This window comes from Methanolobus vulcani, from assembly GCF_900100715.1.
Taxonomy (GTDB): domain Archaea; phylum Halobacteriota; class Methanosarcinia; order Methanosarcinales; family Methanosarcinaceae; genus Methanolobus; species Methanolobus vulcani.
Map to the genome: position 1 here is coordinate 1 of NZ_FNCA01000013.1, position 16,967 is coordinate 16,967.

Below are 16,967 nucleotides of genomic sequence, written 5' to 3' on the forward strand. Positions count from 1 at the left end.
AGTACGCCATGTTCACGAAGAACATTTGACTCGCATGGCTTAATCGAATACTGATAGCAGTGACCTCTGGCAGGATCAACCAGAATTGTTGTTGATCACACACAAAATATTTGGAAGTCATTTAGGAATCAGTCGGAAAGAACTCTCTTTGAGAGAATATTTCCTATTTGCACATAGTTTGGTTAATTCCTTAAATTTATTTAGTAGTTATACACTACCGGTCAGAATTAACCGAACTGCCAAATCCAACGTCAGACAGAAAAAACTTCTGTCTCCACTTGTAAGGCGGTGATTGTAAGTGTTTTCGCGCGATTTGCGCGGACTCCTTCAAAGGTCACCATCATATATAAGGCTTTCGAACGCTTGGTTCGAAGCCAAAGGAAGGACCTTTGATCACACCTGCCATGATGAAATGAAATTTGATACTTCATCTTCTGCTCTGCGATGAGCTCATTTTCGTGATGCGTTGGCCGCATCACCGGGCTCCTCACGAGCACCCTTACATAACAAGCTTACTATATAAGCGTTGCGGACATCTAACCAGGAATAGCCATTACATCATAAATAAACAATGATATATCATAAATTGACAAATTTTCCTGCACAATATATTCCGAAGAACTAATTACAAATTGCCATAAGTATTAAAAATTTCATCACAGATAAGAAGATTTCCAAAAATATCTGATAAATCACCATTACACCATTCCAAAAATCCTACTAAAATGCAGGACATCTACAAACCTCATCATCATCACGATTAGCAGATTTTCGATATCAGGAACGTATATATAACAATACACAGGATTAAAAAACTCATATCAGGTATGCAAAATAACTTGTGCATTGTAGCGTGATGTTCACAGATCGTCCGCATTGACGAATCTTAACATGCGCCCTGAAAAACGAGATCAGGAGTCAAACGGAGTATGAGCGGATCGGGGGATCCACATAACATCAATAGTGTTAGCTATGCTTATGTAGGCAAAGCAGTGGCTACTATGCTTTCCATATTGATATTATGCACATGCAATGTCGCTTCCACAGAGGAGACAGGCATGCTACAGAATGTCAATTACTCATTGAACACTAACACAATACTGGACGTACCATATTATAACCAGGGGGACACTAACTGGTGCCTTTACTATTGCCTCACAATGATGTTCAATTATAACAACCAGAACATTGAAACGTGGGATATGGCAAATTATTTTGACTCCGGATACTACGATACTTTTTCCAGGCAATACGACCCTTCGGACAGAACCCTGGAAAATTATGCTGAACAGGCATATTCAATCGAAATTAAAAGAACCATCTGGGGACTGACTATAACAGATTTCGATAATGAAACCTTTGATGACCTGATAATAAATAATATCAAGAACGGACAACCTGTCCTCATGGCATTCCAGTACCTGAATTCAGAAGGAGTAAAAGAAGGACATGCAATACTCGCAGTAGGATACGATGATCAGTTCATCTACCTGACAGATTCCAGCGGCGCGATCACAAAAGGACTTTTTGGCAGTGAAAATGGCTACATTGCAGTACCAGTAAGCTGGGAAGATTTCAATGAAAAACTTGTCAAGAATATTTCACCATCGAACATGGCATACACAATTGAGACCATAAGTGAAGCTCCTGAAAACTCAACAGAAGGTTCCATCTATCTGACCGACGGTAGTGACAAGGGATTCAGTTGCCTGACTTTCACTAACAGATTCAAAGATAATGACACCGGATTATTGAGATTTGACGGTACCTACGAGAATGGATATTGCATTGTTGACAGCAGCGACCTGACCAGCAACAGAGAGCCACAGGAATCCGACAGCATGTCTGTGTATTTCACTGTAGCAAATCCAACATCTGAAGAAAACAGATATACAGTGACATGCCAGCTTGAAGATGCTGAAACTAATAAGTTAATCGATGGTTTTAATTATAAAACAAGTTTTGATCTGGCAGCATACAATACTATCTCAAAAGGAGTGAATTACTCAAATGAATTGTATTCTGTGGATTCTGGGCATTACAGAGTTATGATTAGCCTTTTTGATGAAAAGATGGAAGAGATTGATAGCATTAACATTGATCTTTGTGTAAATTGATTACTTTTTCAGATTTAAATACATTATCTAAAATATAATACATTAGATAATATAAAACTGGTGCGGGAGGTGCGATTCGAACGCACGAACTCCTACGAGACAGGGTCCTAAGCCCTACTTACAGGGTCACGTAATATATATTACTGTATAAAGCATACTACATAGTATGAAATATGCACCTGAGCTAGAAGGAGAGAACAAAGAACCCCTAGAAGACTATGCTAGGAGCCTTGATCTTAATAACTTCAAGGAAACAACAATCAACACCAAGCTATGGAAAGTTTATACCTTCCTGAAGCATCACGATAATAAAAATGTCAATGACATTACTAAAAAGGACATTGAGAATTACATCCTCTACCGAAGGAAGAACAACAAACCAAAAAGAGTTCATAATGACATTGTTGACCTGAGACTTTTCTTCAAGTGGCTAAAGCCTGAAAATGACTTCTTTGACGACATCAAGTCAAGGGCACCAAAGAACCACTTACCAACCAAAGAGATAATTGTTCCTGCAGATATCAAAAAACTTGTACCTTCCTGCAAGACGCAACGTGATAGAGCTATTGTTATGTCATTCTGGGATAGTGCCGCAAGGGCTACTGAGATACTCAGCCTGAACCTTGGACATGTCGAGATAGACAAATACGGAGCTGTGATAGTTGTCGAAGGAAAAACAGGGATGAGAAGAATAAGACTCATTGAAGCAGTACCGGACCTTCAAGCATGGATCAATCAGCACCCCAATAAAGACGACCCCAATGCACCTCTATTTGTCACATTCAGAAATAGCGGAAAAGAACCGAAAAGACTTGACATTCGCACAGTTCAGAACATGCTCAAGACAGTAGCAAATGATGCAGGTGTTAAGAAAAATGTACACCCACATGCATTCAGACACGGAAAGCTCACTGATCTTGTCAAACGTGGGTTCAAGGAAACAGAACTAAGGATAATCGCAGGTTGGGAAGCAGATTCCAAAATGCCTGCCACCTACATCCACCTATCAGGAGATGACGTGGAAAAGAAGGTCCTGGCATCTTACGGAATAATAGAAGATGAAACTAAAAAGGAAAAGCTTGAACTCAAACCAATAGAATGCCCTCGCTGTAAAAGCCTTAACCCACACGATGCTAAATATTGTAGTAGCTGTTCAATGGTCCTTGACCAGAAAACAGCAATTAAGATGGATTCTGAAATGAAAACAGCCGATGATAAACTCACCCAGCTTATGCAATCAAAGGTCGATGAATTAGTAGAAGCTCGAATTAATGATGTTCTTAAGAAGATGAACGTTTAAGATCAAGGGACGGACAATGTGCATATCTATCTTTTTCATCTTTCTCTAAAATAGGATTAAATGAAGGGTCCATTATGTCATTAACTAAGAAATGAACTCTTTTAACATCCAATCTGAACTGTTCACGATCTTCTTCTGCTGTCAAAAGTTCTAAAAATGGGTAATCACACAAAATTTGCTCAAATAAGATAGGTACTTTACTTTTATCAAGTAAACTTTCAAAATGCTTAACTCTTGGAGTCAAAGAACTCAAAGCTTTATCATGAATTTCATTGAGGAGTTGAACTTGTTTGTCCTCAGCAACCACCTCACTTTCGACTATGGCAGCGGCTATTGTAGACACCGATATAAATCGACCTTGTTTTAAGTGCTTGGCTAAAACTTTGTGTTCATAAACAAGCCATCCTGAAAGCTCCCCACAATCGTAGATACCCAATACAACATATAGAGCCTTGTAAGAATATTTAAGACATAATTGTATCACTTCTTTTTCGTTTGCTGAAAAAGCATTGTGGCCTGAAGATACCCGTTTATTTTCAAAATTAGAAATCAGATTATCAATTTGTGACTTATAATAGTCTTTTGTCATGATATGATCAATCAGGCTTTTTGAACCCTGTGCATACAAGTAATTCAAAACGTCTGTCATATCGCCCAAGTAATAATGTTCGGTATATGTATACCGAATAGCACATTTGTTTTCTGATAACAAAATACCCTTATCTATCAGCTTTTCACATTTTCCCTTTAACCATGATTTATCAGCTTTAAACTCACGTGCAATTTCTGCAGCATATGTAGGCTCATTGTTGATATTAATAAGATATATGATAATCTTTTCATCTATTTTATTTAAGAGATATTCTTTAGCATAATCATCTGAAGTATAATCTGAGTTCAAATCATCCATGCCAGATAATTTTCAAACAAACTATTTGAAGACATCTAACTTGTGGGGATTTGATTTCTATTCCCCACTGGTAGGGATTAATTTTCTGTCACCTACAACTTATAATACTATTTATAACAGTACTCCAGTCTTGCATCTGGGGAACAATTCCCTCCTAAACTCGACAACGAGTAACCTGTATAGAAATTTGAGCAAAAAACTAGAGTCTGCACCGGTCCAACAAATCTTGGCGGATAGTGAACCGATGCACAAACGCGCACGTAGAGGTGCACATTAATGAATAGTAGTGTATCATGTATTAAACCTTCTATCAAGAAAGTAGATGAACAGATTGTTGAGCATATGCCACAATCCTTCCAACTGATGTTCAGGATAGATGAACTAGCAAATGAAAAGCTGGATGAGCTTCTAGAACCTGTCAGACGTGGAGAAATGACCCTTGAAGAACTTAAAAGATCAAGGGGGTTATTGTGATGGATGATTCATCCAACTTCATAGTTGATAGAGATGCAAACAAAATAATTATTGATAAACTGTTTGGTGATGAAAGCAAAATACCGATTGCTGATGTAAAATCCTATGAGTTACCTACCTCTTTCTGGAGATCTACAGAATCAGTGTTTGAAGATCACAAACAGAACAAATATGATATTGACCTTTTTAACCGATTTCAAGAAGATATCTGTTTATTTGATTCTTTCCTTGGAGATGCACCTACTCCCTTCAGCGAACTTTTAGGAAAGCACCTTGGAATTGCTGAAAAAGAAAGCATTGAAAGCTATTACGGCAAACCTGAAGATATTGAAAGATTGGATGAGTTCAACGATATAATATGCGATTATTACAGGAAAAATGGCCACAGAATAAAGATTGACAGATTCTTAAAGAATGAGAAATCAAAATTCTCGAACTTTAAGAGGGAGTTTGTCAGAGATCGATATCTTGAATGGGACACCCTACTGACGGACGACTTTTACAAGCACGACTCAGAACATATCGAATACCCCGCATTGATGATCGATAGGATAAGCCTGCAGGTTTACTCCAAGGAGTATCTTACTTTCAAAAGTAACGTTAAAAAAGCAATTCGTAACACAATGCACAGATTTCAACATGAAGTAGAAATTGAACGTTACATGCGCCATAAAAATGAACTCTCCAATAAAGGCTATTCAATAGAAGACATAGAAGACTATGCATATTCGTGCTTGCCTGCTGATCTGGAGGAAGAATACGATTTCATGAAACATCGTTCCATACTCCCAGACTACAATCTGACATCAGTACCGAAAGTCTACAAAGATTCCTATTTATGGGAAACCGAAGGAGTAACATACCGCTTCCGGCACAATCCTCCAAAAGGTGCTCCGGTCTCACTTTTCATCTATGCCAACCTGCAAAGAATAGTCTACAAAAAGATGAAAGAAGACATTCCAGAAATAGAAGAAGCATTCAATAATGAACTACTGGATGAGAACAACTTCATTCCTATAGGTTTTGAAAAAGAATACCAGAAATACGAACTTGAAGCCCTCCAAGAGCTGAAACACAAAGCCAAAAAAGCATATTACAAAATGCTTGAAAGAGATGGATTTGAGCAGGAAGAGATCAGAAAGTCACCTCTTGAGTTCAACATCAGTCAGATAGAAATATGCTGGAACACTCCACTTCCACTTGACCCGATCAAACACATGAAGAAAGTAATGGACAACTACCACTCCTATAATCTCATGGATTCCAGCTTTCACGACAATACACCCCTTCTTGTTACAAAATACATGTCAGACATAGAACCCAATACAACAAGGTTCTCACACAAGATATACAAGAAAACAAAAAAGAACCTGAGAAATGAAATTGTCCTGGGCAATGAACTAAAACTCTCTGCAGACATTGGAAATGGCCGCAAACCCATTTACGCACAATTCTTCATCCATCCAGAGCAGATGAAACACTACATGTATGCAAAGCTGAGCTTCCACTTCACCAGAAGAACATCAGGCTTTGATAAAGAAAAATACCAGCATGGCTATCATCAGTGGACCAGAATGAATTCCGAGGTGACCGATGATGATCAAAAACAATATCTTACTGCATACCTGCAATCTACAGAGCTGCACGAATCATTCAAAGATATTTCCTTCTTTAACAATCTAGTAAACGAACTTAGAACAAAAGGATTTGTGACCCGAAAGTTCTTCCATCCATGGAGTAACAGGTTCTTTGATAAGAATGTCAGTAAATCTGATGATTTTGAGAGAATGAAAAGAGGTAGATACAGAGTCAGGCACGGAAGTTATCTAGAGGATATTGTGACCAATTACATGAAGTTTAGAGAGATAGTCTTGCAGCCAGTCAGATGAATTTCCTATAGCTAAAACTGGCATTTATTCCTCTATAAAACCAAAGATTTAATCTAGAATGTTCGACTTTAAAAGTTGTATAAATAATCCATATTATAGCTTATAGATACCTATAATAACCTTTATAGCATAATATTGCGCAATATTATTTATACTATGAATCAGTACAAATGACAAGTTAAGCAGCATTATAAGTATTGATTTAAGGAGTGATAAACATGTTCAGGAAACAAATTCGTAAATTATCTGCGCTTAAACACAAGTCAACTTCATTAGATAAGTTGTCATTGGACGAAAGAGCATTACTGGACAATTTCGTAGAAGAAAATCGTGATTTGCTAAAAACCTTAGCAAAAATGTGATTATTCATTTTTCTCTTCTTTTTCTTCATTTATATTTTTGTAATAATCATTAGGTATACATTTCAATAGAACCTTCACAAAAAGATATACAATACCTATTTCTTTCCTTTTCAATACCCAGTTAAGCAAAAATTCTATTCGCCCCATCTTACGTGAATTCTGTCTCAACCAAGTCTCAATGAAACCCACATCAACTTCATATCTTGCTATTTTTAAAAGGAACTGTAATCTTTCGTCTTCAGTTGCAATGATTTTATACCCTTCGGCTTCCAGTAAAATATAGGCAACAGCAAACCCTGTCCTTTTGTTACCATTTCGAAATGCATGACGGCACGTAATAGAATCGAGCGCAAACGCAGCATTCTGGAACACACTATTATTAGAGTGTATTCTCCATTCGAACAAAGTTTCTAATGAACCAATTTCATGTATTCCTGGTAAATAATCATCAGGATTCAGCGCCTTGTCAAACTCTATAATATAGTCATGGATTTCGATAACCTTCTCAACATTCAAATCAACAATAGGCTTTCGGTCCATTCTATGATAAAACTCCAGTTTTAAAGCTTAAAGCTTTCGATTCTATATTTTCAAAAATATTAACGGTAAGTATTATTTAACCCGATATAAACAGTTGTCTGTAAATTGAAAGTATTCCGAAAACACCCAAAATAGGAAGATCTTCCAATTGTTTTGCCTAATCAGAAATTACTTTTCGATTTTTAAAGATAAGTACCCATATGATTTCAAGCATTATCCTTCAAAACAAATCTATACGATGCTCCTCCTACTCACACCCCTTTCCGGAGGGTATCCCTAGAACAGCCTAAGCGGCGCATGAGCGTCAACTCCACCCTGCGTTTCCAACGCACCACCAAGCCCAAGTGGCGTTTGAACGTACTTATAATATGAGCATCGCATTTTTTGAGTTATTTTTTTGCACGGATGCGAACCCGAGAGCATCGGTGCACCAGCCATCTTGAAGCACTGTGGTCCGAGCACCTACTGGAGCAGAGGACGACAGTGCGTCTAATACCAACGTAAGGCGGTGCACCGCCCGCAGTACCGCGAAGGCAGCGAGGACGGAAACCGCCAAAATGTCCCTATCCTAAGGATAATCATTACTTTACTCATTTTATGGGTGTTTGGAGTAATTGAAAGGCAGCGGATTCTATTTTTACTTTAAAATGTTACTGTATTTAATCTAAAGTATTTCAACCTCAGGTTGTTACCAATATCAATAATAGAAATATACACAAAAACAAATAGAAACGTTTATTAATAATTTACAACGTAAAGACATTGTAGGGATTGGTGAAATGTTGTGATTGAGGCAATCAAAGAGATTGGAGAGTATGCACTAAAAAAAGATAGAAAAAATCCAGATAATCCTATCGAAATTATAATTGAAGACCCTGCATCATCTTCAACTTACAAGCATATTTTAGCAATAATTCTGAATGAAGCTGAAACAGAATTCACGTACGGTGGCATTCAGCTTGAAGAATATAGTAAAGAAAAGAAGGAAAAGTACCTATATAAAGGCGGATCTTCTAGAGGGACAGATTTGTCCCCTACTTCTAAAATTACTACGTTAGATAAAACATGGAACAACAAAACAATTGCGTGGTTCAGAAAAGTTCTCAATGATACGAATATAGATATAGAAGAAGTTGAATCAAAGTTTCTTGAAAGCATATATGACTGCTTGGAGATTAACAAAGATATTATTTTAAATGATTTAACTGAAAAAAGTAGTGATTTTGCAAAAAATGAAAATGCAATCATTACTTTAGTCATAAATACTACAAATCTCTCTCCTCAATATATAGGAGACATCATTGTTTTTAAAAAGATAGTGGAACAATACTATTCTCAAAATTTATCTCACTCAGCTACATACAAAATTGACTCCATAGGACATAATCAAGTTTGCTCAGTATGCAGTCATGAAAGTGAAGAAGTATATGGACTAGTTACTACATATAAATTTTATAATGTAGATAAGCCCGGATTTGTCAGTGGAGGATTTGACAGAAGTGAATCTTGGAAAAACTATCCAGTATGCCTTAAATGTTCTCTTGCTCTGGAGGCTGGAAAACAGTATTTAGAAGAATACTTTAAGTACAAATCATATGGTATAAATTATTATATAATCCCAAAACTTCTCCAACAAAATGGAAGCAATGAGATATATGAAGTATTTGAGGATTATAGAGCAAATATACTTGATGGAAATTTAACCATCAAAAAAGAATATGGAAGACTGTTATCTGAAACTGAAGAAGAGATATTTGAACTTCTTTCAAATCAAAGTAACACAATAAGTAACAATATTCTATTTTTTGAGAAAACAAATGCTGCTTTTAGGATTCTACTTTATGTCGAAGATGTTCTTCCTTCCAGATTAAGAAAATTGTTTGAAATAAAAAAAATAGTGGATAAAAAAAGTACTTTCAATAATCTTTACAAAAAGAATCATTCACTCTCCTTTACATTTGGTAATATCTGGTATTTATTTAGTAACCAAGAACAAGACGGTACTAAATATTTTTTGGAAATTGTGAATAATATTTTTTCAAATAAGACACTTAGTTATACTTTTTTGGTGAAAAAAATAGTGGACAAAGTGAGGAGAGACTTTGTGAATGATAGAAGTACAATTGATTCTACCCTCAGAGGCCTTCAACTACTAGATTATTTAAATTATCTAGACCTGCTAGACAATTTCAATGGAGAGAATAAAGTGAGAACAGATTTTGATAATACCTTAAATAAATGTAATACATCTATTGATGAAAAAGCAAATCTACTTTTTAGTGAGTTTCCTGATTTTTTTAACCAACCTGCAAAAAGAGCTGTTTTTTTACAAGGTACTCTTACACAGTATCTTTTGAATATTCAATTGCATGACAGAGGAGCATCACCTTTCAGAACAAAGTTACATGGCTTAAAACTAGATGAGAAGCTTGTAAAGAAACTCTTCCCTGAAATTCAAAATAAACTTGAAGACTATGGGAAAAATTACTATCGAGACCTTGAAACTTTAATTTCAAAATATATGCTACAAGCAGGTAGTAACTGGAATATATCCAAAGATGAAATCAATTTCTATTATGTTCTTGGAATGAACCTTTCATATCTATTTAAGAACCAAGGAGAGAATGCAGATGAGTGACGTAATTTCAAATCGTTCAGAATTATTATTTTTGTATGACGCAAAAGATTCGAACCCCAATGGTGACCCTCTTGATGAGAATAAACCTAGGATAGATGAAGAAACTGGAATTAATCTTGTTACAGATGTAAGACTAAAAAGAACAATTCGAGATTACCTATATAGATATAAGGAACAAGAGATATTCGTTCGCGAAATTGAAGATGATGAGGGTCATATCCAAGATGCAAAACTCAGAGCTGAAGACTTTTTGCAGGAAAATGGCAAGGTTGTAGATAAAAAAGATATTAGTCTGGCAGAGATGAAAAAAATCATTGATGAAAATGTTCTCAAAGATTGTATTGATGTAAGATTGTTTGGTGTCACACTTCCAATTGAAAAAGAGACAAACAAAAGTTCCTCAATTACCCACACAGGTCCCGTACAATTTAAAATAGGACGTTCATTGCATAAAGTTTTTACAAAACATTTCAAAGGAACTGGAGCATTTGCATCTAAAAAAGGTGCATCACAAAAAACCTTCAGAGAAGAAGATTTTTTACCTTATTCGCTTATTTGTTTTTATGGTATTATAAATGAAAATGTTGCAAAAGAAACACGATTGACGGAAGATGACATAAAATTGCTTTTAGATGGAATGTGGAATGGAACAAAAAGCCTAATATCTAGATCAAAAGTAGGTCAAGTTCCAAGATTGATTCTAAAAATCAATTACAAAAAAGAAAACTATCACATAGGTGATCTGAATAATATGCTAAAACTTGATTCAAACATACCAGATGATGAAATACGTGATGTTTCACAGATAAATTTAGATATTTCACAACTTATCAGTGCCTTCTCTAAAAACATTGAGACTATTGATAACGTGGAATACTGTATAGACGACAGAGTGAAGTTGTTATTTGATGGAAAAGAAACAACTCTCAGTGAATGTCTAAATAATAATAAATTATCAATCAAAGAACTGAAGTTTTAGGTGTTAAAGTGGATAAAGTACTTGCATTCGATGTATGGGGAGAATATGCTCATTTCAGGAAGTATTATACCACCACATCACCACTCACTTTTTCCATACCACCACGAACTGCAATATGTGGCTTAATTGCAGCAATTATTGGTATTGATAAAACAGAATATCTTAGTTATTTCTCTAAAGATAAAGCTGATATTGCTGTGAAACTGTTGTCTCCAGTAAAAAAGGTCAGACTTTCTGAAAATCTAATTGACACCAAAACTGCACTAGTGATGAGTAAAATAAAGAATCGTACACAAATACGCTTTGAACTTCTAAAAGATGCAAGGTTTAGAATATATTTTAGCCATAAAGAAGCTGAATTATATGAAAAACTGCATTCATACCTTACACAACATCAGTCATTTTATACCCCCTGTCTTGGACTTAGTGAACATATTGCAAATTTTGCTTTTGTTGGTGAATTCAGCTCAGAATTGAAAAATGGAACCAAAGATTTTGTAAGAATAGATTCCGCAATTCCAGTCAAACAAAATTCAAATTTGAAAATCAGGTTTGATGAAAATGGTGGCGAGTATTTCCATGAAACCTTACCTATTGAAATGGCAGAGGATAGAACTGTACTGGAATATTCTAAAGTAGCTTTTGAGCGTAATGGTCAACCCATCATTGCAAAATTTGACACGTATTGGGAACTTGATAATGGTGAGAGAATTGTCTTCTTATGAACTACTCTCTCACCCCGAGAAAACACTCTACATTCATCTTAAAAATGTTGCAGATATTAGTAGAATTACTATTAATTCAAAGAATTTAAATTTTGAAAATTTAGATGTAAATATTCTTGAAGATATATCATATATCATTGGTGCCTGCCACGACCTTGGTAAAGCCACACATTATTTTCAAGATTATATACGAGAAACAGATGAACAGCGTAAATTAAAATTTAAGAACAATCCTCTTACTCGGCATGGACTGATTTCTGCTGTTTTTACTTACTATGTACTAAAACAACATCTTCAAGAAAAAAATGAGGAGCTTTTTTTCATACCATTATTTGGATATTTAGCTGTAAAAAGGCATCATGGTAATTTGTATAACCCTATTTTAGAATTGCTTGCTTTAGATGATGAAAATATTGAATATTTAAAAAAACAATCTGAAGCTATTGATTCAAAGCAAATTACTGAGGTTTATCAATCACTTTTACCTGACATAAATATCAATGATTTCTTGAAGCAAATAGAACCATTGTCCATAGAAATAAAAAAAAGCAAAAGGCAATTAGCAAAACACTTGAAAATTGTAGGTTCAACATATAGTTATATCCTCTTTCAACTTTTGTATTCAGTTCTTTTGAACTCAGATAAAACAGATGCTGCAAGTCTCAACATGTCTACTCGACCAAAGATTAGCCCATTATTAGTAGATGAATATCGCAAATTTAAAAAATGGGATAATACAGAGGAAGGAATGGACAACATTCGAAATCTAATCTATTCTGATGTTACAGATGAAATTAAGAACATAAATCTTGATCATAGAATCTATTCTTTGAATGTTCCAACTGGAACAGGAAAAACACTTACTTCATTCTCATTGTCATTAAAATTAAGAGAAAAGATAGAGAGTGAACTCAATTATTCTCCAAAAGTAATATACTGTTTGCCTTTTTTGAGTATAATAGATCAGAATTATTCGGTATTCGAAGATGTTTTTAAAACAATTTACGGAGATGAACCAGATACATCTACACTATTGAAACATCACCACTTGTCAGATATTCAGTACACATTTCAAGATGATGAGTTTAAAGAAGATAAAGCACTTTTATTAATTGAAGGTTGGAATTCAGAAATAGTTGTCACCACATTCGTACAGTTTTTCCATACACTGATCTCGAATAGAAATAGGTCATTAAGAAAATTCCACAGCATTGCTAATTCCATTGTTATTCTCGATGAAGTTCAATCTATTCCACATAAGTATTGGCTACTTTTTAAAGAACTTATTATATCATTATCCAAGCATCTAAATACATATTTTGTCTTTGTCACGGCAACACAACCTCTTATTTTTAATGAAAATGAAGGTGAAATTGTTGAACTTGCAAAGAATAAGAATGAGTATTTTTCCAAATTTGATCGAATTAGCCTTCAGTACTTACCTGAACCTATGAGTTTAGATGATTTCAAGGAAAAGGTCAGATTAGACATTGAAACGATGGAAAATAATGATTTTTTAATCGTTTTAAACACCATCAATGCAAGTAAAAAAGTATATGAGCACCTCACATCTCCTAAAAAAGAATCCATTGACTACTTTTACCTCTCAACACATATAACTCCAAAAGAACGCCTTGAAAAAATTAAACAAATAAAGAACACTAAAAAACGGAGAGTAATAGTAAGCACTCAATTAATAGAAGCGGGTGTTGACATTGATGTTGATGTGGTTTATAGAGACATGAGTACTTTGGACTCCATTAACCAAGTTGCAGGAAGATGCAACAGAAACTTCGATACCAAAAAAAAGGGAGAAGTAAAAGTATTCATTCTCAAAGATGAAAGAAAGGAATACTACAAATATATCTATTCCACCTTTCTGATTGATAAAACCAAAGAAACTTTAGATGGAACTGGTATCATCGAAGAAAAGGAGTTTTTGGAACTAAACAATGAGTATTTCAAAAAGATAAAAGAAACTCAAAGTGAAGATGAAGCAAAAGAAATACTTGATGCCTTACATAATATGCATTTTGATTATATCAAAGAAAATTTCTATCTGATTGAAAATGATTATGAAAAAGCAGATGTATTCATTGAAATTGATAATAATGCCCATGGTATTTGGCAACAATTCAAAGCACTTCGTGAAATCAAGAACTCACTTGAAAGGAAAAACAAATTCTTGAATTTTAAAAAGCAGTTCTATGAGTATGTAATTTCTGTTCCAAAAGCTAAAGCACCATCTTTAGTTGATCCTAATACCGAAATAAGTTATGTTTCACTTGAAATGCTGAATGAATGGTACAATAAAGAAACAGGATTTATAGCAAAAGAAGAAGGAGCATTGATTTTTTGATAGAATTGAAGATTTTTAGATTAACTCTCACCTCCACCCACCCTATCAAAGGATCAGGTGCACAACTTAGAGGCTTCTTTGCCACCAAGTTCAACGAATACAACCTCTTACACCAACATAACACTGATAAATTCATTTACCAATACCCGATGGTCCAGTACAAGATGATAGGTCAAACACCTACAGTCATAGGAATAAATGATGGTGCAGAAGTGCTCAAAGAAATATATGACGAATACGACAAGATCAACCTTAATGGCAATGAGTATGAGATAGTAGAAAGAGGAATAAGCTACAAAAAAGAAGAGTTTGGAATCTCTGAAAAGCTGATCAAATATGATTTTGTAACGCCCTGGTTCGCACTCAATCAGGAAAATCACAGAAAATATATTTCTTCTGACAAAGAACAACAGGCAAATCTATTAAACCGAAATCTAACCGGTAACATGCTTTCCATGTCAAAATCCTTGAATTACCAAGTTCCTGAAAGGATCAAATGCCATACAGAACTGAAAGCACGTCGCTCAAGCTTGAAGGGTAATGAGATACTTGCCTTCAAAGGCTCCTTTGTCACAAACTTCCAGATACCTGACTATCTGGGATTAGGCAAATCCGTATCACGTGGTTTTGGGACGGTGAAAAAATGCAGCTAGTGATCAATTCACGAGGATCTTTCCTTAAAAAACAACAGAACTGTTTTCTTGTAAAGAATGAAGACAAAGTGTTTGAAGTCTCTGCCAACAAAGTTGAAAGCATCCTTATAACCACATCAGCAACCATTACTACTGATGCCATCAAGTTCGCTGTTGAAAATAACATTGACATAATATTTCTGGACCATTTTGGAGATCCTTATGGAAGAGTATGGCATTCAAAATTAGGAAGTACCGTACTCATCCGTAGAAAACAACTTGAAATTGCAGACAAAAAGAAAGGATTTGAGCTTGCAAAAGGTTGGATAGAGATAAAGATCAACAATCAAATAGAATTTCTGAAAGACCTAAAAAAGAACCGGCCCGATAAACGGGAAGAAATGGATGAATACATTGCAAGTATAGATGCTATGAAGGATAAACTTCTCGAACTCGATGGGGTTCTCGATGAAACAAGAGGAACTATCATGGGAATAGAAGGTATGTCTTCAAGACATTATTTTAATTCACTGAGCTACATAATGCCTGAAAAATGGAAGTTTGAAGGGCGAAGTAGAAACCCTGCAACAGATGAATTTAATTGTCTACTTAATTATGGATATGGAGTTCTTTATTCTATGGTCGAAAAAGCCTGTATTCTCTCAGGACTTGATCCATATGTAGGGTTTATGCATACTGACAACTATAACAAAAAATCCCTTGTTTTTGATCTCATTGAAATGTATCGTATCCATGTTGACAGAACTGTTGTTAACTTGTTCTCAAAAAGAAAAGTTAAAGAAGATCACTTTGACAAAATCCCCAATGGACTAAGCCTAAACAAAGAAGGTAAAGCTGTGCTAATTCAGTCACTCAATGAGATTCTTGATCAAACGATAAGCTATCATGGCAGAAATATCAAAATCAGAAATACAATACAGTATGATTGCCACAAAATAGCCAATGAACTAATCAAATGAATAGGTGTTGAAATGTTAGTGTGGGTTATATATGACATTGCAGATGATCCGGTCCGCAAAAAAGTAAGTGACAGGTGTAAGAACTATGGACTTTACAGGGTTCAAAAAAGCGTATTCCTTGGAGACCTCAACGCCAACCAAAGGGATTCTCTGGCAATTGAATGTGAAGATCTTATAGACCCTGAAATTGATTCGGTCTATATATTCCCAATGGATGATGAATCATTTAAGAAAGTCAAGCTTATAGGCCAGGCTTTTGACAAGGAGCTTGTTAGTGATGAAGTGTTGACAACATTCTTCTGAGGACATTATGGAACAAAAAGAAAGTGAAAGTTCTACAATAATAACCATTTCAGATGTATTGGAATATCTATTCTGTCCCAGATTTATTTATTTTATGTATTGTCTGGATATCCCACAATATGAAGAAAAAAGATATAAAGTTGTCAAAGGAAGGGATGTTCATAAGCAGCGCCAAATGACAAACAAGGAATATGTACGAAAAAAACTGAATTGCATTCGAAAAGAATCGGAAGTTTATGTTGTTTCTAAATCCAACCACATAAAAGGAATTGTAGATGAAGTACTTTTTTTAGAAGATAATACTGCTGCTCCTTTGGAATATAAGTTTGCAGAATATAAAGATAAGGTATTCTCAACTTACAAATATCAACTTGTTCTACAGGCATTGTTGATAAAAGAGAATTACAACATAGAAGTTCAAAAAGGATATATCTGCTATACTCGTAGTAATAATATGATAAAAGAATTAGCCATTAAACCATCTGATTTTAAAAAAGCTAATGACATTATCACAGATATTATTGAGATCGTTGACAAAGGTAAATATCCTTCAGCAACCAAATCAAAGAATAAATGCATTGATTGTTGTTATAGAAATATTTGTGTATGACACAATTTTCTTATACTTATAAGGAGTTCAATAATTTTGCAACAAGAATTAGCGTATTATGAAAGAAGCAATTTAAAGGGTTATTTTGCTAAAAACAGGAAATATTTGCGCTATTCAAAATCAAGATCCACTAAAACAAGGATTGAAAC

Annotated in this window: 14 protein-coding genes and 1 rRNA gene; 12 read left to right on the plus strand and 3 right to left on the minus strand. The window is 34.9% G+C overall.

All coding sequences use genetic code 11. From position 1 onward, the window contains the following. Window positions 1–86, minus strand: a 16S ribosomal RNA gene (locus tag BLP52_RS13555); the annotation flags it as partial. Between the two features lie 843 nt (window positions 87–929). On the opposite strand from BLP52_RS13555, the gene BLP52_RS13565 reads away from it, so the two are divergent. Beyond that, a complete protein-coding gene (locus tag BLP52_RS13565) occupies window positions 930–2,117 on the plus strand; it encodes a C39 family peptidase (RefSeq protein WP_091711027.1) in 1,188 nt (395 codons plus the stop codon). A 166-nt stretch (window positions 2,118–2,283) separates the two neighbouring features. Then, window positions 2,284–3,417 (plus strand): site-specific integrase, encoded by a 1,134-nt coding sequence (locus BLP52_RS13570; protein ID WP_091711028.1) that lies wholly within the window; start codon window positions 2,284–2,286, stop codon window positions 3,415–3,417. On the opposite strand, the gene BLP52_RS13575 is transcribed toward BLP52_RS13570, so the two are convergent. Next, entirely contained in the window at window positions 3,398–4,327 is a 930-nt protein-coding gene (locus tag BLP52_RS13575) for a hypothetical protein (protein ID WP_091711029.1), read from the minus strand. The two genes, BLP52_RS13570 and BLP52_RS13575, sit on opposite strands and share 20 nt — an antisense overlap. Window positions 4,328–4,603: 276 nt before the next feature. Between BLP52_RS13575 and BLP52_RS13580 the strand changes: the two genes are divergently transcribed. Together BLP52_RS13580 and BLP52_RS13585 are read left to right on the plus strand one after the other, a co-directional pair. Next, window positions 4,604–4,801 carry a hypothetical protein gene (locus tag BLP52_RS13580; protein ID WP_091711030.1) on the plus strand — a complete coding sequence of 66 codons (198 nt, stop codon included), beginning with the start codon at window positions 4,604–4,606 and terminating at the stop codon, window positions 4,799–4,801. Further along, the gene (locus BLP52_RS13585) at window positions 4,801–6,690 is read left to right on the plus strand and encodes a hypothetical protein (RefSeq protein WP_091711031.1); all 1,890 of its coding nucleotides are present in this window, start codon (window positions 4,801–4,803) and stop codon (window positions 6,688–6,690) included. Before BLP52_RS13580 ends, BLP52_RS13585 begins: the two co-directional genes overlap by 1 nt. 362 nt (window positions 6,691–7,052) lie before the next feature. Here BLP52_RS13585 and BLP52_RS13590 read toward each other — a convergent pair whose 3' ends face one another. After that, entirely contained in the window at window positions 7,053–7,592 is a 540-nt protein-coding gene (locus BLP52_RS13590; RefSeq protein ID WP_091711032.1) for a type II toxin-antitoxin system death-on-curing family toxin, read from the minus strand. A 784-nt stretch (window positions 7,593–8,376) separates the two neighbouring features. Between BLP52_RS13590 and BLP52_RS13595 the strand changes: the two genes are divergently transcribed. From BLP52_RS13595 to cas4, 8 genes are read left to right on the plus strand one after another with little or no spacing between them, the layout of a single operon-like run. Further along, the gene (locus tag BLP52_RS13595) at window positions 8,377–10,230 is read left to right on the plus strand and encodes a TIGR02556 family CRISPR-associated protein (protein WP_091711033.1); all 1,854 of its coding nucleotides are present in this window, start codon (window positions 8,377–8,379) and stop codon (window positions 10,228–10,230) included. Beyond that, window positions 10,223–11,209, plus strand: coding sequence for a type I-B CRISPR-associated protein Cas7/Csh2 (gene cas7b, locus BLP52_RS13600; RefSeq protein WP_091711034.1), 987 nt, complete (start codon window positions 10,223–10,225; stop codon window positions 11,207–11,209). Before BLP52_RS13595 ends, cas7b begins: the two co-directional genes overlap by 8 nt. An 8-nt stretch (window positions 11,210–11,217) precedes the next feature. Next, the gene (gene cas5b, locus BLP52_RS13605; RefSeq protein WP_091711035.1) at window positions 11,218–11,934 is read left to right on the plus strand and encodes a type I-B CRISPR-associated protein Cas5b; all 717 of its coding nucleotides are present in this window, start codon (window positions 11,218–11,220) and stop codon (window positions 11,932–11,934) included. Further along, window positions 11,921–14,293 carry a CRISPR-associated helicase Cas3' gene (cas3, locus tag BLP52_RS13610; protein ID WP_162272993.1) on the plus strand — a complete coding sequence of 791 codons (2,373 nt, stop codon included), beginning with the start codon at window positions 11,921–11,923 and terminating at the stop codon, window positions 14,291–14,293. The genes cas5b and cas3 overlap by 14 nt, the downstream gene beginning before the upstream one ends. 5 nt (window positions 14,294–14,298) lie before the next feature. Then, window positions 14,299–14,946 carry a CRISPR-associated endonuclease Cas6 gene (locus BLP52_RS13615; protein WP_238380851.1) on the plus strand — a complete coding sequence of 216 codons (648 nt, stop codon included), beginning with the start codon at window positions 14,299–14,301 and terminating at the stop codon, window positions 14,944–14,946. Continuing rightward, entirely contained in the window at window positions 14,937–15,905 is a 969-nt protein-coding gene (gene cas1, locus BLP52_RS13620; protein WP_091711037.1) for a CRISPR-associated endonuclease Cas1, read from the plus strand. The genes BLP52_RS13615 and cas1 overlap by 10 nt, the downstream gene beginning before the upstream one ends. Before the next feature lie 12 nt (window positions 15,906–15,917). Further along, window positions 15,918–16,208 carry a CRISPR-associated endonuclease Cas2 gene (cas2, locus tag BLP52_RS13625; protein WP_091711038.1) on the plus strand — a complete coding sequence of 97 codons (291 nt, stop codon included), beginning with the start codon at window positions 15,918–15,920 and terminating at the stop codon, window positions 16,206–16,208. Window positions 16,209–16,215: 7 nt separating this feature from the next. Then, entirely contained in the window at window positions 16,216–16,818 is a 603-nt protein-coding gene (gene cas4, locus BLP52_RS13630) for a CRISPR-associated protein Cas4 (protein ID WP_091711039.1), read from the plus strand. Window positions 16,819–16,967 lie beyond the last annotated feature (149 nt).